The organism is Croceitalea sp. MTPC5, from assembly GCF_036985505.1.
GTDB lineage: Bacteria > Bacteroidota > Bacteroidia > Flavobacteriales > Flavobacteriaceae > Croceitalea.
In genome coordinates, this window is the sequence record NZ_BTGQ01000006.1 from 138,528 (window position 1) to 158,536 (window position 20,009).

Here is a 20,009-nt window from a genome sequence, read left to right on the forward strand (position 1 = left end):
CAACAGAAATAGTAAGGTTATGAAAAAACTAAGAGCAAATATGGACAGGTACTTTGACAAGCTGGACGAACGCTGGCGGGCATTGCCCTTGCGGAAACAGCACCAATACACACTTTACTTTTTTGTGGGGTATCTACTGCTTACGGCAGGTGTCATTTGCAAAGTATGGTACGATACCTCAAAGTCGGGTAACGATATGGTCATTGAGCATATCGAAAACCCTGTCCTCAAAAAAAGTGAAAGTCCTGCAAGATTGCAGGACACATTATCAACAATTCTAAAAAACAAGATTTATGAAAGAAAATGAGAACAAAAAGTCGGTTGTTCGGGTAACGGAAGGGAACCAGGCAGCAACCACTGATGTACTGCAAGACGGTACACAGAACAAAGCCGAAAAGCTCAAAAAGCCACTCATATTTGGCTTAATGGGAATTGTCTTCGTAGGTTGTATGTACCTCATATTTAAACCATCCGCAGACAAAAAGGAAATTGAGAACATCGGGCTGAACGATGCAGTACCGGAGGCTACCGGAGCAGGAATGCCTGCCGACAAAGGCAAGGCTTACGAGTTGGAAATGCTGGAACGCAAAGAGCAAGAAAAACGCAATGCACTTACCACGCTTTCTGACTATTGGAATACTGAAGACAAAAAAGAGCCTAATGATGAATTTCCCGAAGAAGACGAAAACAGCAGCTATGGCGTTGGCAGAGGTTCGGGAAGAAACGGCAATCCTGCATTGAGCAGTTACCGCAATGCACAAAGCACATTGGGTTCATTTTATCAGGATAACAACTCTGAAACAACAGAACTCCGCAGGCAATTGGACGAACTAAAAGAACAATTAGCCGAGAAAGATGTACCTAAATCTGTAACCGTTGATGACCAGCTTGCCATAATGGAGAAATCCTACCAGATGGCGGCAAAGTATCTGCCAACAGGTACAAATTCGACAGAAGCCCCACCTGCTAAGGATGCAGGTACGGCTACCGCAGGTTCAACTCAAAAGGAGCATTTTGTGGCATTCACACCTACAAGAAAGAACACCGTTTCCGCTTTGTATCGTGAGCCTACGGACAGTGCCTTTTTAGCCGATTGGAGCGAAACAAGAAACCGGGGCTTTTATACCGCAGGTTCTATTGAGCAAACGGCACAACCGAAAAACAGTATCAAAGCCTGTGTACACGATGCGCAAACGGTTATTGGCGAAACAGGGGTACGATTGCGATTGTTAGAGCCAGCCCAAACGCCTCAACGTACCATTCCGAAAGGAACGATTGTAACAGCTAATGCCAAATTTCAGGGAGGTCGATTGCAGCTAAAGATTACCTCCGTAGAATTAGAGGGCAACATCATTCCGGTTGATATTACTATTTACGATTTGGACGGACAGCAAGGCTTGTACGTTCCGTATTCGCCCGAAATGAACGCCCTTACCGAAATGGCGGGCAATATGAGCCAGACTTCGGGAACAAGCATAATGCTCACGCAGAATGCAGGACAACAGGTTGCTGCTGATTTAAGCCGTGGCGTGGTACAGGGTGTTTCGGGCTATTTCGCCAAAAAGGTAAGAACCCCAAAGGTTACGCTAAAAGCAGGGCATCAGGTCTTCCTTGTATCTAAAAAATAATGTTGAACTCAAATAATTTAAACAATGAAAAATCATTTAAAAACCTTTTGGGCATTTGCCCTGATACTCGGCTTTGCCGTACAATCTTACGCACAGGATAGTGCAAAAACTCCGCTTGCATTAGGCAAGATAGAACCGTATAGAATGGAAGTTACCTACGATAAAACTTCACATCTTATTTTTCCGACCGCCATCCGTTATGTGGATTTGGGAAGCGAATACCTGATTGCTGGAAAAGCGGAAGATGCGGAAAATGTATTGCGTGTAAAAGCATCGGTAAGGGAATTTGAAGCGGAAACCAATTTTTCAGTTATCACAAATGACGGGCGTTTTTACAGTTTCAATGTGTATTACAGTCCCTATCCCGAAGCGTTGAGCTATGACCTCTTGACAATGCAAAAGGCGGTTGATAAAGCCAACGGAAACGATGTGCTTTTTGAAGAATTGGGCAACAATTCGCCATCATTGGCAGGCTTGCTTTTGGAAACCATTTACAAAAAGGACAAACGTATTGTAAAGCATATCGGGGCTAAGAGTTTCGGTATTCAGTTTATCCTCAAAGGTATCTACATACACAACGGCAAATACTATTTCCATACGGAATTGAGAAACCGTACCAATGTGCCGTTTCAGATTGATTTTGTGAATTTCAAAGTGGTGGATAAAAAGGTAGCCAAACGTACCGTAGTGCAGGAACGCCCGATGATACCGCTTAGGACTTACAAACCATTGGATGAGATTGGCGGAAAAACGACCGAGCAAAACGTGTTCCTGTTAGACCAATTTACCATTGCCGATGACAAGGTACTACTTATTGAGATTTTCGAGAAAAACGGTGGCAGGCATCAGACACTCCAGATAGAAAATTCCGACTTAATCAAAGCTCGTTTGATTAACGATATGCACCTGAAATTTTAATAACCTTTTAAAGTAAATAATATGAAAAAGTATATCTATACCGTGATGCTCATCTTTATGGCCATCACGGTCACACAGGCACAAAGAATGTTACCTAAACAGAAAGGATTGGAAGTGAGTACGGGTGTGCTGTCCGATGATAAAATCGGTAACGATTATTACATCAATGTAGCAATGACCGTAAACGGCAAAAATGGTAACTACCAGCTTTGGGCGTTGGAATATACACACCAATACCACGATTATAAAGACCTCCGCATACCGCAGGAAACTTATACCGCAGAGGGCGGTTACAGTTTCTTCCTGTTGGGCGATGTTCGTAAGAACATCACGCTGAACTTTGGAATAACAGGCGTAGTCGGTTACGAAAGCATCAACCGTGGCGAAGCAATGTTGTATGACGGAGCGAAGATACTGAGCGAAGACAATTTTGTTTACGGAGCAGGCGGACGGCTCACATTTGAAACGTACCTGTCCGACCGTTTTGTGTTAGTCCTGCAAGGGCGTACAAAGGTTTTGTGGGGTACAGACTTGGAACAATTCCGACCGTCCGCAGGCGTGGGATTAAGGTTTAATTTTTAAAATGTAAAATGATGATAGCAATATTCAATAAATTCAGGATAGGATTAAGCTCAATATATATACTCTTGGCAATCCTCACGGCTTCGGTTACGTTGGTATCTTGTAGCAAAGACGATGAACTCGAAATACAGAACGATTTCCCTTTTGAGGTCAAAGTAATGCCTGTACCCAAAGATATTGCCAGTGGGCAGACCGTAGAGATACGGATTACCATACAGCGAACAGGCAATTACAGCAACACGCAATATTTTCTCCGCTACTTTCAATTTGACGGTCAAGGCACATTGCGGTATTATGACGAACCACCGTATTTGCCAAACGATTTGTATTCGTTGCCAACGGAGCAGTTCCGGTTGTATTACACTTCGGCATCTACCGTATCACAATCCTTTGAGGTTTGGATTTCCGATAACTTCGGTAACGAAAAGCAGTTGAGCTTTCAGTTCAACAGTAGTGATTAATGCTACTTATATAAAAGCAAAACCGACTGTTACAGGTCGGTTTATTGCTTTTCAGCTTTCGGTGTACGTTGTTTTTTGTTTAAATTTACTTGAATTATAATCTTAACGGGTATGGATACAGTTACGGCTCAATTGGTGTTTGGTATTATTGTTATCGTTATTGCGATAGTGCTTATTTATTGGATAAACCGCAGGAAATTTTATAGGCGTAATGGTATGGGTGCAGAGGGATTTTCGAGTTTTGAAGCATCTGTATTTACCCGTTTTATAGAACGTGTCGGCAAATGGATTGCATACGCTTTGATAATTCTCGGTATTGTCTGTATATGGACTTATAGCCAAATGAAAAAGGACAAAGAGAAGCAACAAGTGGAGATACCTAACTCGAAATAAGTATTTTTATGGAAATTTAGATTATATGATTTAGTATTCATAATAAAGAGGAAAATTATAAAATGACAAAATCCTTTGATGACATAACCCTACGAAATATATCTGATATTATATCAAATATACTGACACATACGAAAATTACAGAACATTTATCAGGTGCTGGTATTTCTCAATCTCAATATGGCACAAATAAAACAGACAGATTGTTTTATGCTTTAAAAGAAAGACAAGCACAAGACAGATGTGGAAATAATGTATTGGCATTTGTTGTTAGATTATTAAATCCTAAAAGATATAATTCCGAAGATGAATTTGAAAAAGATAGAACAACTATCAATGAGAAACTTGTTTATGAAGGGATAGAAATTGATAAAAGTGGACAGCCCCGACAAGTTGATAAGGCGAAAACTATTTCGGAAGCAAAAAGCAGGTCACTAAAAATCAAAGAAAAAGTACACGGAATTGGAGTTCATTCAGAAATTTTGCCTTATTGTGAAGCTGAATGGTTAAAGGAAAATTATTTTCACGCTATACTTGAAATTACGAAAAGTGTAGCAGAGAGGCTTAGGCAAAAAAGTGGCTATACTTCAGACGGAGCAGATTTAGTTGATGATTGTTTTGCGTTGGGAAAGGACAAAAGACCTATGCTTGCTTTCAATACTCTGAAAAATCAAAGCGAAGAAAGTGAACACAAAGGTTTTGGAAATTTCTGCAAAGGATTTTTTTCTATGTACAGAAATCCAAAAGCACACAACCCCAAAATATTGGAAGATACCCAACTTTCACAAATGACAGAAGTTTTGGTTGTAGCAACAATTATTCACAACAAACTTGATAACACTTATAAAACGGGGCTTAAATAAAAAAAATCGGATAGCTCAAAAGGTTATCCGATTTTTCGTTTATGGCAAAAGTAAAAAGCCAAACACTGCCTTTCAACGCCAATCAATGCAACCTTTCCCAATCCTGCAATAAGCCTTTATAAATTCGACTTCCACAGAAAAAATGAGCAAACAATGGAAGTTATTGCAATACAAAAAACCGCATTGGACGGAATGAAGAATGACCTAAGGGAACTTTTGGAAATGACCGAAAATGCCACACGAAAATATACCCCGATTTTCAAAGAGGAGCAATGGCTCGATAACCAGGAAGTGTGTTTGATGATGAACATTACCAAACGGACTTTGCAGACCTACAAGGACAAAGGCTTATTACCATATTCCAAACTGAACCGCAAGAATTATTATAAACGCTCGGACGTACAGGCTTTACTCGAAGCCGGACAGCCGTACAATACCAACGACAATGGATTTACTGACGAATGAAACGGAAGAAATCATCGCCCATCAGGAAATGATAATGCAGTTGAGAAACCGTATTGAAGAAATATTAAAAAATTACCGTCCTGTAATGAACGGAGAAATATACTTGTCGGGCGAAGATGTGTGTAGGCTGTTACATATCAGTAAACGGACTTTACAGCAATACCGTGACGATAATATCCTGCCGTATATACAAATTGGGGGTAAGATTATTTATAAGGAAACGGATATTCTGACCGTCTTAGAACAGAACTATATAACCAATGACAGACATTGCTTCTAATTAATTTGGTTCTGACTATGTTTCAACGGAAGGACTTTAGTATATTTGCTATGTAAAATATAACAATACTTAAAGTGTTTTTGCTTTAGGTCTTGGTACTGAAAACTGGTAATTTTTTGTATCCCCAAGACAATAAGTAAGAACGCTCACGTCATAGGCGTGGGCGCTCGCTTATTCGGGGATTAAGGCGTACCAGTGCCTCAGTATCGGTAAGTGTGGTTGCCTGCGCTTCTTTTTTTTGTGCAGGGCTACATCAACTCAAAAAAGTAATGATATGGAAACTGGTACAGCACAACAAAAAATTGCCCTCGCCTTTATCAATGATAAAAGCCCGATTTTGGATTTGACCTGCAACGACCTCGTTGCTTCAGGAATTGAAGTATTGTTCCGTTCTGAAAACATTGAAGACGGACTATCTCAATTACCAGCATTAAAAACACTTCCCAACATTTGTATTATTGACCTTGATTTTTACAATAAGAATGTGCTGGCACAGCTTCAAGAATTGAGAACACAATATCCAACCATTAACCTGATTGCACATAATGATATTGATGCAGAAAAAGCCGTAAAACCTCTTTTGGAAATTGGTTTTACAGGTTATTTGCTCATTGGTAGCGATACGGACGATTTTAAAAAAGCTATTGATGTTGTTACCAATGGCGGTAGATATTTTAGTGTGGGAGTAGCGGAAATTGCACAGGAATATTTCAGTAATAAGTTACGTTCCGATTATAATAGTATAAAATATCTGTTCTAATCAAGCGGCGTTCTTTTGCTTCTTTTCTTTGGTCGCTTATGTGAAAAGAAAAGAAGTCATTGCATACCTAATCATTGGGATAATGAATATCCCACACAATAATGTCGCAACCTGTTTGGTAAAAGGTAGAGAAAGGAAATTGTGTAGCGGTGCATTTTGACAAAGGGGTTGCACCGATTTGATGCAAAAAGACTGTCCCGACCATCGGGAGGATCTGTCTTTTTGCCGCCCGACTTTTCGGGTCAGGCGACTTTTATCGGGTGGGTGCGGAAATCTTTCAGATTGTGAAAAAATCCTTTGTATTCAGTCATTCCCCTGCGAAATAAGTTCCACAGCAAAGAACAACCCATTTGGGTTAATGAGGAATTGATAAACAAGTCCTGGTGTTCCAACGCTTCGGCAAGTGAGCAACTTGGCGTGTTATCCTCTTGTTCGGATTGCTTCAGCAATTCGCCAAATTCATCGGTAACAAATGGCAGGCTTGCCACCGTTTGGTATTTCTCTGAATTGGGTTGCTTTATCTCTCCGATAGTAGATAGTAGCACTTGTCCTGTATCTTGGCTGTTGCCAAAATCCAACCAATATTTCGGCTCATCTTGGTAGTGTCTGCGGTAACTTATTTCTTTAAGAATTTCAGCAACGCCAAACCTCGCCTGTACATTGTCCACACAAGTAATAGTAATGATTGCCCTTGCTTTTTCGGGTATTCTGCCAAACTTGTCCTTTTCAAATTTTACCGTTTCGGCTTTCCAATTTGTACCGATGCAACGATTGATACGGTTTATCAATGCAACCGATTTGTACAATCCTGTTTCACTTTCAAAAAAACGCTGTCTGCCTAAATTGGCACTCGTGATAACATCATCATCCCAAAGGCGGACTTGCAACCCTGCGTGTCCCAACGCTATCAAGCTCTCGTTTATTTCCATTAAAGCGGTCAATACTTTTGAGCCTGTGCCACCTGCCCCGATAAGGTTTACCGAAATTGGGTTTGTCGGATTGAGCAGATAATTGTCCGTAAAATGGATTGCTGTTTTTGCTGTATTCATCACAATAGATTTTTAAGGGTTTTGTTATTCTTTTTTAATACTTCTTTCGGAAAAGGTTTATCAGTATTGATAAGGTCTTTCCAAAGGTTTACAATGTTTTTTTTCGTGAGGTTCTCGCATAATGAATGGCTGAAATAGGAATTAAAAAAATAATGTTCCCACGCCTGTGTAAATTCCTCAACCGAAGCCGAATTTTTAATATCAATACTAACAGTACCCATACATACATTGCCCTTTTCGTAGATATTGAAGAAAGGTGCGTAATGCAATGGCGTTTTCTCGGTGGGTCTTCTGTCGCTTGCCAAAGCAAATACAGTAAGACTGCTTTTGCTCGCTAACCAAAGCATTGGCGGTACTTGTGCCATTCCGTTGGATATGCCCAAACTATCCACAAAATACAGTTGTCTTTGCTGTGCTTTGGTGTACCATAATACTATACCTTTTTCAGCATTTGGATTGATATGCAGAATGTTTGTAGGCAATATTCCCTTTGACTTTAAAAAGGCTGTGTTCTTTTCTTCATCGGTCTGTAACGCCTTTGCCAATACGTTGGCTTCTTTTACGGTCAATGGGTGGGCATTGATAGGCGTTCCGTTGCTATCCATATCGAAATGCTCCACGTACATTGCTGTATCTGTTCCTTTGGTTTCATAGAAAACCAAAGCGGATTTTGGATAGTATAATGTGCCGAAATCTTTGGTTATGTCGTTTACGGTGTTCATTTTTCTGTTGTTTTATAGTTATATAATAAGTAAGAAAGGTCATCCAACAATTCAAACAGGCGATTTTCAAAATCAAGGTTGCCTTGTGTTATTTTACTGCCGTCAAATGCTTTGCAAATGGTCGGCTCTTCCATTTTTCCGTATTCGTTGAACTCATTGTTGATGCTTTCGGAAAGGCTTTCATATAGCCAACCTTTGGTATCTGCGATAAATGAAATGTACTTTTCCATTCCGATTGCTTCGGTTTCGTAATCATCGTCATAAGGGTCTTCTTCGGGCAATGGTGCGTTTCTAAAAAAAGTTGCTTTCGGATATTCAGTACAAAGGGCAAACGCATTACACGCTACCTGCCAACATTCCCTGTCGAACGTGTCAAGGCTTTTAAATCGGTTCAAACGCTGTTCAAATATCTTTAGATTGCTTCGGTTAAATAACTTTTGTTCTATCCTGTCGCCAATATATTCGGCATTTCTCAACTCACTTCTATATGTTTCTGTTTCGTCCGTTTCCTCGTCCTGTTCTACCCAATCTTTATGCGTTTCATACAACCAATACAAATAGCTGTCTTCCTGCCTGTAATACGGCACATCGGCAATATGGTACAGATAACTGCATACCGATACAAGTAGCTGTGCGGTCTTTTTACGCTTCGGGTCTTTGAGCATTTTAAAGAGTGGTGCAATAGGAATATAATACAAGGTTGTACCTACATTATACCTTTCCTCACTTACAAAAAAGGTTTTCTTACTATCCTGTACCAATTTGAAACTGTCCCAATTTATGTTGGTACGTTTTACTTTGGTTTCCATATCCCACATAGATAATACTACATTGTATGGAAACTCAAAATCATGGGTTTGCATCGGTTCAATGCTGTAATGCTCGGCAAGTCGGGAAAGGGACTTGTAAAAATCCCTCTCCGTTTTCTGACAAGCCTGTACGGATTGTGCTGTTTTCAGTTTAGGCAGAAACGTACACTTTAGAATACCATTGGTAGCATTGCTATCGGTACGGATTTCTGCTTGTCTTTCTGCACTTGGTTTGCGTCCTTTGGTCTTTGTAGCCAATTTGCGAACTCGCCCAACTGTCGGTGTAACTGCTGTTGTCGTTTCTGTTCGGGTATATTGATTGTTCCCGATATGATGTTGCGTTGCATAATTCATCGTTTTAAAATTTTGGTTTAACCTTTCGTACCCATTACGCTCTCAAATTTGTACTCTACCGCATCGTCTTTTATCTGTGGTGCAGATGCTTTTGCCGTTGTCAAAATCGGGTACATATTGGCGTAAAAATTCATTACGGCTTCCACGCTCCAACGTGGCTCTGGGTCGGTCAGTCTGATGTCCTGTCCTTTGTCTTTGAGTATGAAAACTCGTTCTAATTGCGTTGCTAATAACATAACTTTCTAATTTTGGGGTTAACACTTTTATTCTTCCTCGTCCGCTTCATCAATAGGATAATCGGCAGTAACTTCTTCCACCTTTGGCGGTTCGGGTGTAGCTTCTTCCATTGCTCCGAAAAGGCTCGGTGTTGCGAACTTGTCGGACAATGAAGTTTTGCGTTTGCGTATCTCGTCCGCTTTTTCGGGAAACTCCGTTATATCGGGTACTTTCATCCACGCTTCGCGGAACTTGCCCTCTTTCTCCAACTCGTCAGCCTTTACCATAGCATCTTTAAATTTCTTGTCTTTGGCTTCTTTTTCCTTTTTCTCCTTTTCTGCTTTTTCTTTCTCGATTGCCGATTGCTTTTTAACTTCTTCCAATTGCTTTAAGAATTTTTCCATATCCACCATTAAGCCCGATACCTTTTGTATAGGTGTGGTAATCTGTTCAAAAAATCCCTCGTCAAACTCTTGGGGTGTGGCGTTAAATGTCAATGGGGGAATAAGGTTTTTGGCACTATCTCCGCATTGTTCGTTATTGAGCAATACTGTTACGATTAGGTTGCTTTCTATTCCTTTTGAAATGTTCAGTTGCAATACTCCTGTAAAGTCCAACTGCTGTATCTGATTGAAAAAATTTGTGTTCATCGTTCTTTGATTTTAATTGTTGTTTAACCGTTTTTTGATTGCTTTTAGTTTCTCGTATATGTCCATCCAATAGGCATTTTGCCTTTTATCGAAGTCTGAAAAACTTTTGTCCTCGTGGCTATACCCTGTATTTCGTTTGGCAATACAGATAGCTTCTTTTAGGTCGGTTACTTCAATTTCGTAACCGTTCAAATCCGTTATTTTCATACCTGTTCTAATTCTTATTTAGTGATTTCCGCTATTTGGTCAATCCTGCCGTAAACAATACTTCTAAGGCTTGTTTTGTCGGGGGCGTCGTATTCTGCCCAACTGCCGTACTGCTTCACTACATAGGTTTTCAAAATATCCTCAAACCCGAAGCGATAACCCATAAGGGGTACGGCTCTTTTGAAGTAGGCATTTCGGTTTACTGCTTCCGCAAGCCAATTTTTTTCTGCTCGGCTCAACTTGTCGCTTTTGTTCAGTTTTTCCCTTAGTAGGTAAACCTTTGCATTTTGCAGGGTTTCCAATTCGGGAACATCGTAGCGTACAAACTTTGTGGCTATTGCTGTCGTTTCCATTGTATCTGCTTTAAGTGTTATGAATTAGTTTCAGCATCGGTGTATTTTCCATTTTCATAGTAGCCTATAAGCCGTTCCCAAAGCCGTATTAGGCTGTCGATATCTACATAGAAATACTCTGTTCTGTTGCAATAGATGATGTATATAGCTTCATCCCTGTATTGCGTTTCAAGGCTTTTTTCTTTAGCCATACTTTTGGCTTCGTCTATGGTTTTTGCTTTCATATTCTGCTGTTTTGTATCGTTATCAATCTTTACTATATCCACAATGGCACATTCGGGACAACCCTCTACGGCTGTTATCTGCTGTATTGCTCTCTGCTTTCCGCTAAGTGATACTACTGTCAGCGTTACTTTGCCTGTGTCGTGTTTCAGCGTTGCTTTATAGGTTTCCATTGTCATAGCTGTTGTTTATAATAGGCTACCACCGATTAAGGCGGTAGCCTGTGGTTATCTAATTAAGGTTTAGGATTTCCGCACCGTCCAGAGCAAATGCAGTACATAGTTCAAATGCTTTCTGCGATTTGAGTTGGGCAGTACCACCCAATACAATGCTCTGCAACTTGGCTTCGTCATTCTTGTAACTCCTTACATTCTGATAGTAGCCTGTCACAGAATTGTACGCTCCGAACAACGTACCTTTGGTAGTGTCCATTTGTTGGGTGTCGCTTATCATAGCATACGCAAAAGCATCCTCAACGACATTTTTGAACACGGTGGAAATTTCATCTTCCGCACCTTTTTTGATTAGGTCAAGCGTTTCCTTATTTGGGCAAAGTGCCAACTGTATTAGCTTTCTTACTTCTCGGTCTGTTACCTTTACTTTTGCCCATTCGTTGAAAATGCCCTCTAATTGGTTGCTCAATGTGTTGGCAAGTCCCATAATCTTGTGAGCGTTCTCGATACGTTGTTTTGCTCCCGAAGTGTGCTTGATACGGACTACATTGGTCATACTGCGTAACGAAGCATTCAGCGTGTTTTGGCATACAATACGGATAGGCGTAAATGCGGCTGTGATACTTCCGCTACCATCGTGCGAAGTGGTTAGGAAAATGTACTTTTCCGTAACATCATCGCCATTGCCTACACGGATATAGTCGGGCAATTTGGCTGTGATAAAAACACGTTCTCCGTTGCCTAACGCTCCTGCGGTTTCGTACAGAATGCCCTCGCCACCGCCTACAATGGCATCAAAGAAATTAAAGGCTTCACGGTTTTGTACGATATGGTAATCCTTACCGACTACGCCCAATACTGCATTGTTATCGGTGCGTATGTTGGCGAAATAGTTAGGTACTTCTAATTCGCTACTGCCTATCTCTATGCCGTTGGTGGTTTCGATAATGCCCGAACCTTTGGTAAATAGTGGGGATTTTACGACTTCGTAATCTAACCCTGCGTATTTGATTGCTTCCTCACTTGTCGGGTATTGTTCTACGATTTGACCTAAACCGTGCCACGCTTTTTGTTGTACGCTAAAAAATGAATAACGTCCTGTTCTCTCGTTGAAATTGATATTATGTGCCATAATGCTTAAAATTTGATGTTTAAAAAATGATTGAATACTCGTTGTTAGAATGGGAGGTCGTCATCTGCTCCCTGTGCAGTAAAGCTGTTGTTCTCGGCTTGTGCAGTAGCCTGTATGGTTTCGGCTCTCTTACTACCTCCGTGCAGTTTGATTTGAGAGGTATGAAAGTTCAGCCCCGAATGTGCTTCGCCGTTTTTGCCTATCCACGCCCTTGTGCTTATTCTGCCTGTGAGTTCTACCAAAGTGCCTTTTGTGAGTAGGCTTGCCACGTTTGCAGAAATCCAATAGGCACAATCGAAATAGGTTGTTTGCTCTATTCGTTCACCTTGCTTGTTTTTGTAGCTTTCATTGGTCGCTACTGAAAAGTTTACTACCTGTTTTTCGTTCGACAATGTGCGTACTTCCGCATTTTTTGTCAGTCTTCCGATAATGTTCATAATCGTCCTGTTTTAAAAGTTTTACATTTTGTTACGTTCGCTTTTCTCGTTTCCTGCTTCCTGTTGTGGTTTGCTCCGCTTCGCTTCGCATAATTTTTTCCAAAAGAAAAACCGGAAAAAAGAAAGCAGATAATCCAAGCGGGCAATAGCGAAAACCAAGAAAAAAAATGATTTAATGGGGGTTCCTTTAGGGGGAAACCGTTCATTCATTTTTTTTATTGGTGGGTGTGTGCGGTGGCTGCCCGCTATAACTTAGCTGCCTTTTTACCGGTTGATTGTGGAAATATTCTGTTCTAATTTTTATGGAATAAATGACCAGGCTATGAGAGCCTGAAATAGAGGTTGGAATAATCGAAAAGTAAGGGCATAAAAAAAGCAGGATAGTTAAATCCTGCTTCAATCTGATAAGTAAAGAATGCACTAATTTTTAAACCATAATTTCTTCGGTATTGTAAATTTTATCTGCGTTTGTATGTTCATTCAATAATGCTATTTCTTCCCGTTCCATTTTAATAATAAACGCATCTTCCATTGCCTTAAATTTAGGCGAAACCAAATCCATATCCTTACTGATTTTTTGGCTGGTAATCTTAGCATAAATCTGTGTAGTGGAAATATTCTTATGACCCATCATTTTGCTAAGGCTTTCAAGCGGAACACCCTCGGTCAAAAACATTGTGGCGAATGTATGACGGGCGGTGTGGAATGTAACTTTCTGTTCTGTAACAATACCCGCTTCCTCAATAAGTTTACCTATATGCGTGTTGCAAGTCGCATTGGATGGCATTGGGAATACAAAATCATTTCTTGTAGCTCCACGATATTTCTCAATGATGCGTTTGGGGATTTCCAAAAGACGGACGTTGGAGGCAACATCTGATTTCTTTCTCCTGCTGATTATCCATTGGTGTCCATCAAAGAAAGACTGGATATTGCTCCATTTCAGTTTCTTAATGTCTATGTAAGAAAGCCCTGTGAAGCAACTGAAAATAAAAAGGTCTTTTACAAGTTCATATCGAGGCTTAGATGGTTTCAGGAGCATTAAGGTTTCTACATCCTCTTTTAAAAGGTAGCTGCGGTCGGTTTCTTCCATACTGATTTCATAATCCTCAAAAGGATTATCCCGTATCAAGCCTTTTTTAATAGCCAATTCTGCCAAAGCAATAACTGGCATTGTGTAAACCCAAACCGTATTATGGGTACATTCCTTATCAATGCGAAGAAAGAAATCAAACTCACGAATAAAATCAGAAGTGAGTTCCCGGAAAGCCATATCGTCCCGATGGTAACGCTCCCTTATAAATTCGCTAAGATGGTTGTAAACAGTGTTGTATTTGCTATACGTGCTTTGAGAGCGTTTTCCCTTAGCGACCATTTTTTCAAAGTCTTCATTTTGGTCTTTAAAGACTTTTAGTACGGCATCGTCCATTACACCAACACCCAAAAACGAGAGCTTTACTTTCTGTGCGGTCGCAAAACCCTCGTGCTTCAGCATATCTTCGTAAATCTTGTCGATACGACCCCGTACGTTATCCAGCTTTTGGTTAATGTTCAAAGCGGTGGCACTCTTGCCCTCAACTCTTCCGTATTTTAAATCCCAATTTTTCGGGTTAATTTCTAACTTTGTTCCCAAAGTTTTAGCTGTTCCATCAATGGTAATACGTGCCATAATCGGTGCATTACCGTTCTTTTTCAGTTCGTTCTTTTTCAGGTAGAAAAGCAGTTTGAACGTGGACTTTTTTGTCTGTTCCATAACTCAAATGTTTAATGTTTAAAATTAAATTACATTGAGTTACAAGGGAATGTAAAAAAGGGTGCAAAAGACTGAAATATAAACAGTTAAGCTATGTAGTTACCTTTATCAATCGGTAACGAATTAGTAACCTAACCTTGTGTTTTCAAGCCCAAAACCTATCAGACACCGAGTTCCAAACTAAGACTACTGTTTTATAAAGCATTGTATAGCAACGGGTTTAATCGTTTTGCTTATTTTTGCTTTTTACTAATCTTTTTATTTAAAAAAAGCGGAACTTAGTACCTATTGGCCACATCCGCCTTTTACGGAAATTAATTATTCCAAAGTAGCTTTTACCTCTCCACAGGTCATCATCGCTTCTCCATAATATGGGTTTCGAATCTCCTTTTCCAGGCTTAGCCAATTGGCTCCCTTATTGCTATCTGCCATCGGGCAAAAGCTGTTGTACACTTTTTGATTGACTCCAAAAAGCTGAACACCGCTGATCATGTGGGCCGATAAATGTTTAAAGTGGTCTCTTTGCCCCTTGACATCCGAAGTGCTGGCCATTGCATTGGACGATGCTTTGAGCTCTTTTTGAATGGTCATCCAATGATCATGTGCCTCTTTGTCTTTTAGCAACTTCATATCGACTTTGGCCAAACTTTCTTCCATTTGTTTTGCTTCTTTTTGTGCGGCCGCGCCATCATCGTTTACCAAGGCATCCTTAACATCTATATAGGCTTCGAAAATCTGCTTCAACTGACCTTGAAACTCACTTGATACTTTAATCCTTTTTTTCATATTAGAATGGTCGGTGCCCGTACTTGTTGAGGGTTCCATTTTATCTCCTTCCTGCATACCCAAATGACCCTCATGCCCGGTCATGGTTTTGCCTCCTTCTGCGTTCATCATCGATTTTTTACCCTGTAACTGTGCGGCCGCATCAACACTAAATGTTCCGTTGGTCACAATTTGATCCCCGTTTTCAAGCCCGCTGATTATGGTATAGGTATCGCCATTGGTATTTCCAAGGGCAACTTCGCGCATTTCGAAGACAGGCTCATTGGGATTGGTCTTTACATAGACCACCGACCGTTCCCCCGTCCACATCACGGCGCTAGCGGGGACAATAACCGCGTTATCCATTGGCATTTCGGCAGCTTTGATTGTACCTTCCACGAACATACCCGGCTTCAAGAGATTATCCTTATTGTTAAGTATTGCCCTTACCATAACCGTTCTTGTAGAAGAATTAAGTAACGGGTCTACAAAGGATATTTTAGCCGTAAATTCTTCATTGGGATAGACATTCGTCGTTATCTTGACCTCCTGACCCTCCTTCAACGATGCTATCTGATTTTCATAGGCATCGAATACCGCCCAAACGGAATTTAAGTTGGCAATTTTGTACAAAGGCTGCCCTTGTTTTACATAATCTCCTTCTTCAACCATGATATCGGTAATCGTTCCTGAAACTGTGGCATAGACTGGAAAGTTTTCCTGCACTTTGCCCACTTCTTCTATCTTATCTATTTGATTGTCAGAAAGCTTCCATAATTTTAATTTATTGCGAACGGCATTGTATAATGCCGGTTGCGATTCCTTCATGGATGCGGCCGTCAACAGCTCTTGTTGTGCGCTTACCAATTCTGGGGAATAGATGGTTGCCAAAAGTTTGCCCTTGGCAACGTTCTCTCCGGTATAATTCACATTTAGCCGTTCAATGCGACCCGCAAAATATGTAGCTTGGGTAGCATTGGCTTCTTCGTTCTCGCGAATCTTTCCTGAGAGCTTAAGTGAACTCCCATCCGAACCACCTGTACCAACGGTAGAGGCCCGTATATTGGCTAATGCCAAGGCGTTGTCCGTCATCCTTATTTCGTTTGGCCCAGCCCTTCTCCTCCGGTTTCAGCGGGAATGAGATCCATACCGCAGATTGGGCAGTCTCCCGGTTCGGGTTGCATGATCTGTGGGTGCATGGAGCAGGTCCACATCTGATTCTCGGATTCTCCGGAATGGTCATGGCTATCGGACATATCCGAAAGATCTTTTATGGCCAATTGATCGGCCTCAGCATTTGAGAAAATAAAATATCCCCCCAATAAACCGACCGCTAACGCAGCCACTGCAATGTAAATGATGTTCTTGTTCATGATATTGAAAATTGAAATGTTATTGTTTCTTAAAAATTTATATGGATTCACTAATATTTTTCAAAACCAGTACAATGAGCGTATGTACTATTAAAAGTATGATAATGACCCATAAAATATAAGCACCTTCCTTTTCAAATGGCATTTTTCTAATCTCGCGCTTACTTAGGTTTTTTCTTTTCATATATTGCGTCTCCACTCATTCAAAAATTACCTTCTTGATTTGCTTTTCATCCTTCGTACAGATGGTGATGAAATATACCAAAGCAAAAAGCCGCTCAATACCGTTATCAAGCCTAAGAGCGAAAAGGCTCTTAAAACAATGGTGTTGAAGTTATCCCTCGTGTCATAATCCATTGTGTGGGTCATCCATAAAAAATCGAACCAGCGCCAATCGCGATGACGTACTGTTTGAAAAGCACCATTCTCAATCGCCACGTAGGCTTTTAAATTTTCATCGGTTTTATATGAAATCTCATAAGCAGGTAATGGTCGTCCGCGGTACTCGTGGTGGTTTCCGACTTCTTCTATCCTTTTTATTGCGGCAATTTTAAGCTCTGGAAGCATATATCTTTGTGCTACCTCTTGCGCTTCTTCTTTAGTGATACCTTCCTTTCCCTCTCCTGTTTTGGCATTATAAAGCTTTGCTTCGTTTATCCAATAGTAAGGTTCTTCTGCTATTTCCAATAATTCCAGCGATTGGATGGGTTGCATACTATTTAATTGACCCGTACCCAATAAATCTGAAAAAACCATCTGTTTTGGCTCCTGTTTTTTGAACTGGTCGCCGTGTATTTCATCAATATCCGTCCAGCTAAAATACATCCCGCTAATCGTCCACATCAGGAACTGAATACCCAGGAAGATACCCAAGTAGCGGTGGGCTTTTCGAATCCATTTTGCTGTTTTTCTATTGACCATTAGCTTTCGATTTTTTTGGTACGTAATCGTAAGGCATTTGCAATAACCGATACGGAACTAAAACTCATTGCCAAAGCTGCAATCATAGGTGATAATAACAAACCGAAAAACGGAAATAGGACTCCAGCCGCAATGGGCACACCTAAGGTATTATAGATGAAAGCGAAAAAGAGATTCTGCTTGATATTTCGCATAACCATATGGCTTAAATTTTTAGCTTTTACGATACCGTGCAAATCACCTTTTACCAAGGTTATCATCGCACTTTCTATGGCTACATCTGTACCTGTCCCCATAGCGATTCCCACATTACTTTTTGCCAGTGCTGGTGCATCATTGATGCCATCACCTGCCATTGCGACCACCTTCCCTTCATTCTGCAATTTTTCAACTTCCTGCAACTTATTTTCAGGTAACATACTGGCTTTAAAGTCAGCAAGGTTTAGCTCTGATGCTACGGCCTGTGCTGTATCGTGGTTATCGCCCGTGAGCATTATCACGGCAATCCCCTTGTCCTGTAATTCCTTGATGGCCTTGGCGCTTGTTTTCTTGATTTTGTCGCCTATCACGACATAGCCTGAAACCTTACCATCAATAGCTAAATACGAAACGGTTTTCCCTTGTTTTTGAAAGGATTGTGCTTCATCTTTCATAGCAGATGAAATAGTAGCCTTGGCATATTCCATCATCCTATCGTTTCCTAAATCGAGCTTCTTGCCATCAACAGTACCTTCTACGCCTTTTCCCGTTATTGCGCTGAAATTTTCGGTTTTTGATAGTTCAACATTCTGCTGCTTTCCGTATTTCACAGTAGCTTCGGCCAATGGATGCTCGCTGGAACTGTTTAGGGATGCAATAAAATGTAGAATTTCGCTTTCGCTAAATTGTTTATCATCAAAAGAACCTACCTTCTCAACCGTAGGTTTTCCTTCAGTAATGGTTCCAGTCTTATCCACGATAAGGGTGTCCACCTTGTCCATTTTTTCCAGAGCTTCGGCATTCTTGATTAGCACACCATTTTGTGCTCCTTTACCAACGCCAACCATAACGGACATAGGTGTGGCCAACCCCAAGGCGCAGGGGCAGGCGATTATCAGTACGGCAATGGCATTCACAAACCCATAGACATAAGCGGGTTCCGGACCCCAGATTGCCCAAACGATAAAGGTTATGACCGCAATAAATATGACTACTGGCACAAAATAGCCTGAAACCGTATCGGCCAATTTTTGGATGGGCGCACGACTGCGACTGGCATCGTTTACCATTTTGATGATTTGGGAAAGTAATGTGTCGCTACCTACTTTTTCGGCCTCCATCAAGAACGACTGGTTGCCGTTTATGGTACCGCTACTTACTTTGTCATCTACAGATTTATTAACTGGAATGGGCTCTCCCGAAATCATCGATTCATCTACGGTAGTTTCTCCTTCGGTAATTTTGCCATCAACAGGAATTTTATCTCCTGGCTTCACCCGTAATATATCTCCTTTCTCTATCTGGTCGATGGAAACTTCCTCCTCATTTCCATTGACTACCTTAATGGCTTTATTGGGCGCAAGTTTTAAGAGTTCCTTGACCGCAGAATTGGTCTTACTATGCGCACGAGCCTCAAGTACCTGGCCGAGTAGCACCAGCGTTAAAATAACTGTGGTCGCCTCAAAGTACACAAATACAGTTCCTGATTCCGTTAAAAAGTCTTGTGGAAATATCTGAGGGAATAGCATACCGAAAACACTAAAAACCCAAGCCACTCCGGTACCTATCCCAATGAGCGTAAACATATTTAGGTTCCAGGTGACAATACTGCGATACGCACGTTCAAAGAACATCCACGTAGCATAGAAAACCACGGGAAGGGAAAGCACAAACTGAGCCCAGTTCCAGTATTTTATTTCGAGAATACTTTCCAAGGGATTGTTTGACAGCATTTCTGACATTGCTATAAAGAATATAGGCAACGTAAAGACAACCGCTATCCAGAATTTTTTAAGTAATTTTTTATAGGTCTTTTCTTCTGCCGATAGGTCTGGTTCCATCGGCACCAGGTCCATCCCACAAATAGGGCAGTCTCCAGGTCCGTCTTTAACAACTTCAGGGTGCATAGGGCAGGTCCATTGCTCGGAAGTGGTGGCGGTTAAATTTTGTTCCTCGACTAAATCCATTCCGCAGACAGGACAGTCGCCTGGCTTGTCGTAGGTTTTATCTCCTTCGCAATGCATTGGACAGTAGAAGGTTCCTGTTCCTTTGCCTTTGGGTTGTGGTTTTTTCGCTTTCGCGGAAGCGGAATCCTCTTTATGATGATGCTCGCCCGGTTTGTGGATAGAATACGTACCGCCGTCATCATTTAATACCTTTTGAAAAGTCTCGATAGGAATGTGAGATTCCATTTCGATGGTGGCTTCTGCCTTTTCCAAATTGACCGATGCACTGGTTACTCCCTCTATATTGGAAAGGGTTTTTTCGACGTGATTCTGGCAACCTTTGCAGGTCATTCCGTGTATGTGATAGGTATGTTTCATT

23 protein-coding genes and 1 pseudogene are annotated in these 20,009 nt (G+C 41.0%); 10 read left to right on the forward strand and 14 right to left on the reverse strand.

Annotation, left to right across the window (positions count from 1 at the left end):
• Positions 1–19: 19 nt before the first annotated feature.
• The 10 genes from AACM45_RS17500 to AACM45_RS17545 all read left to right on the forward strand — a co-directional run bounded on the left by AACM45_RS17500 (position 20) and on the right by AACM45_RS17545 (position 6,350).
• Positions 20–307 (forward strand): hypothetical protein, encoded by a 288-nt coding sequence (locus AACM45_RS17500; RefSeq protein WP_019974903.1) that lies wholly within the window; start codon positions 20–22, stop codon positions 305–307.
• On the forward strand, positions 294–1,628 hold the full coding sequence (gene traM, locus AACM45_RS17505) for a conjugative transposon protein TraM (RefSeq protein WP_066439696.1): 1,335 nt from the start codon (positions 294–296) through the stop codon (positions 1,626–1,628). The genes AACM45_RS17500 and traM overlap by 14 nt, the downstream gene beginning before the upstream one ends.
• 24 nt (positions 1,629–1,652) lie before the next feature.
• The gene (gene traN / locus AACM45_RS17510) at positions 1,653–2,546 is read left to right on the forward strand and encodes a conjugative transposon protein TraN (RefSeq protein ID WP_066439697.1); all 894 of its coding nucleotides are present in this window, start codon (positions 1,653–1,655) and stop codon (positions 2,544–2,546) included.
• A gap of 21 nt (positions 2,547–2,567) precedes the next feature.
• Positions 2,568–3,128, forward strand: a complete 561-nt coding sequence (locus tag AACM45_RS17515; protein WP_066439701.1) for a conjugal transfer protein TraO — start codon at positions 2,568–2,570, stop codon at positions 3,126–3,128.
• 11 nt (positions 3,129–3,139) lie between these two features.
• The gene (locus AACM45_RS17520) at positions 3,140–3,589 is read left to right on the forward strand and encodes a DUF3872 domain-containing protein (protein ID WP_066439702.1); all 450 of its coding nucleotides are present in this window, start codon (positions 3,140–3,142) and stop codon (positions 3,587–3,589) included.
• A 111-nt stretch (positions 3,590–3,700) separates the two neighbouring features.
• Entirely contained in the window at positions 3,701–3,982 is a 282-nt protein-coding gene (locus tag AACM45_RS17525; RefSeq protein WP_066439704.1) for a molybdenum ABC transporter permease, read from the forward strand.
• A 62-nt stretch (positions 3,983–4,044) separates the two neighbouring features.
• Positions 4,045–4,845 carry a TIGR02391 family protein gene (locus AACM45_RS17530; RefSeq protein ID WP_066439705.1) on the forward strand — a complete coding sequence of 267 codons (801 nt, stop codon included), beginning with the start codon at positions 4,045–4,047 and terminating at the stop codon, positions 4,843–4,845.
• 153 nt (positions 4,846–4,998) lie between these two features.
• On the forward strand, positions 4,999–5,310 hold the full coding sequence (locus AACM45_RS17535) for a helix-turn-helix domain-containing protein (RefSeq protein ID WP_066439706.1): 312 nt from the start codon (positions 4,999–5,001) through the stop codon (positions 5,308–5,310).
• The gene (locus AACM45_RS17540) at positions 5,291–5,590 is read left to right on the forward strand and encodes a helix-turn-helix domain-containing protein (protein ID WP_066439707.1); all 300 of its coding nucleotides are present in this window, start codon (positions 5,291–5,293) and stop codon (positions 5,588–5,590) included. The genes AACM45_RS17535 and AACM45_RS17540 overlap by 20 nt, the downstream gene beginning before the upstream one ends.
• Before the next feature lie 274 nt (positions 5,591–5,864).
• On the forward strand, positions 5,865–6,350 hold the full coding sequence (locus AACM45_RS17545; RefSeq protein ID WP_268224752.1) for a DNA-binding response regulator: 486 nt from the start codon (positions 5,865–5,867) through the stop codon (positions 6,348–6,350).
• A 242-nt stretch (positions 6,351–6,592) separates the two neighbouring features.
• On the opposite strand, the gene AACM45_RS17550 is transcribed toward AACM45_RS17545, so the two are convergent.
• From AACM45_RS17550 to AACM45_RS17615, 14 genes and pseudogenes are all read right to left on the reverse strand, one after another.
• Positions 6,593–7,399, reverse strand: a complete 807-nt coding sequence (locus AACM45_RS17550; RefSeq protein ID WP_055133019.1) for a PRTRC system ThiF family protein — start codon at positions 7,397–7,399, stop codon at positions 6,593–6,595.
• A complete protein-coding gene (locus AACM45_RS17555) occupies positions 7,399–8,121 on the reverse strand; it encodes a PRTRC system protein B (protein ID WP_123860962.1) in 723 nt (240 codons plus the stop codon). Before AACM45_RS17555 ends, AACM45_RS17550 begins: the two co-directional genes overlap by 1 nt.
• Positions 8,118–9,284, reverse strand: a complete 1,167-nt coding sequence (locus tag AACM45_RS17560; RefSeq protein WP_130914202.1) for a hypothetical protein — start codon at positions 9,282–9,284, stop codon at positions 8,118–8,120. Before AACM45_RS17560 ends, AACM45_RS17555 begins: the two co-directional genes overlap by 4 nt.
• A 17-nt stretch (positions 9,285–9,301) precedes the next feature.
• On the reverse strand, positions 9,302–9,520 hold the full coding sequence (locus tag AACM45_RS17565) for a PRTRC system protein C (protein WP_002978317.1): 219 nt from the start codon (positions 9,518–9,520) through the stop codon (positions 9,302–9,304).
• A 27-nt stretch (positions 9,521–9,547) separates the two neighbouring features.
• Positions 9,548–10,150 (reverse strand): PRTRC system protein E, encoded by a 603-nt coding sequence (locus tag AACM45_RS17570; protein ID WP_123860964.1) that lies wholly within the window; start codon positions 10,148–10,150, stop codon positions 9,548–9,550.
• A gap of 12 nt (positions 10,151–10,162) precedes the next feature.
• Positions 10,163–10,357, reverse strand: coding sequence for a hypothetical protein (locus AACM45_RS17575; RefSeq protein WP_123860965.1), 195 nt, complete (start codon positions 10,355–10,357; stop codon positions 10,163–10,165).
• Positions 10,358–10,371: 14 nt separating this feature from the next.
• Positions 10,372–10,710, reverse strand: a complete 339-nt coding sequence (locus AACM45_RS17580; RefSeq protein WP_339144280.1) for a molybdenum ABC transporter ATP-binding protein — start codon at positions 10,708–10,710, stop codon at positions 10,372–10,374.
• 17 nt (positions 10,711–10,727) lie between these two features.
• Entirely contained in the window at positions 10,728–11,105 is a 378-nt protein-coding gene (locus AACM45_RS17585; protein WP_232520466.1) for a hypothetical protein, read from the reverse strand.
• Between the two features lie 58 nt (positions 11,106–11,163).
• Complete coding sequence (locus tag AACM45_RS17590) at positions 11,164–12,237, reverse strand: DUF932 domain-containing protein (RefSeq protein ID WP_123860967.1); 1,074 nt, start codon at positions 12,235–12,237, stop codon at positions 11,164–11,166.
• Between the two features lie 44 nt (positions 12,238–12,281).
• A complete protein-coding gene (locus AACM45_RS17595) occupies positions 12,282–12,674 on the reverse strand; it encodes a single-stranded DNA-binding protein (RefSeq protein ID WP_123860968.1) in 393 nt (130 codons plus the stop codon).
• Positions 12,675–13,101: 427 nt separating this feature from the next.
• Entirely contained in the window at positions 13,102–14,427 is a 1,326-nt protein-coding gene (locus AACM45_RS17600; protein ID WP_228378468.1) for a site-specific integrase, read from the reverse strand.
• Between the two features lie 318 nt (positions 14,428–14,745).
• A pseudogene (locus AACM45_RS17605) lies at positions 14,746–16,565 on the reverse strand (efflux RND transporter periplasmic adaptor subunit).
• A gap of 210 nt (positions 16,566–16,775) precedes the next feature.
• The gene (locus tag AACM45_RS17610; protein ID WP_094997526.1) at positions 16,776–17,486 is read right to left on the reverse strand and encodes a PepSY domain-containing protein; all 711 of its coding nucleotides are present in this window, start codon (positions 17,484–17,486) and stop codon (positions 16,776–16,778) included.
• Positions 17,486–20,008, reverse strand: a complete 2,523-nt coding sequence (locus tag AACM45_RS17615; protein WP_094997525.1) for a heavy metal translocating P-type ATPase — start codon at positions 20,006–20,008, stop codon at positions 17,486–17,488. Before AACM45_RS17615 ends, AACM45_RS17610 begins: the two co-directional genes overlap by 1 nt.
• Position 20,009 lies beyond the last annotated feature (1 nt).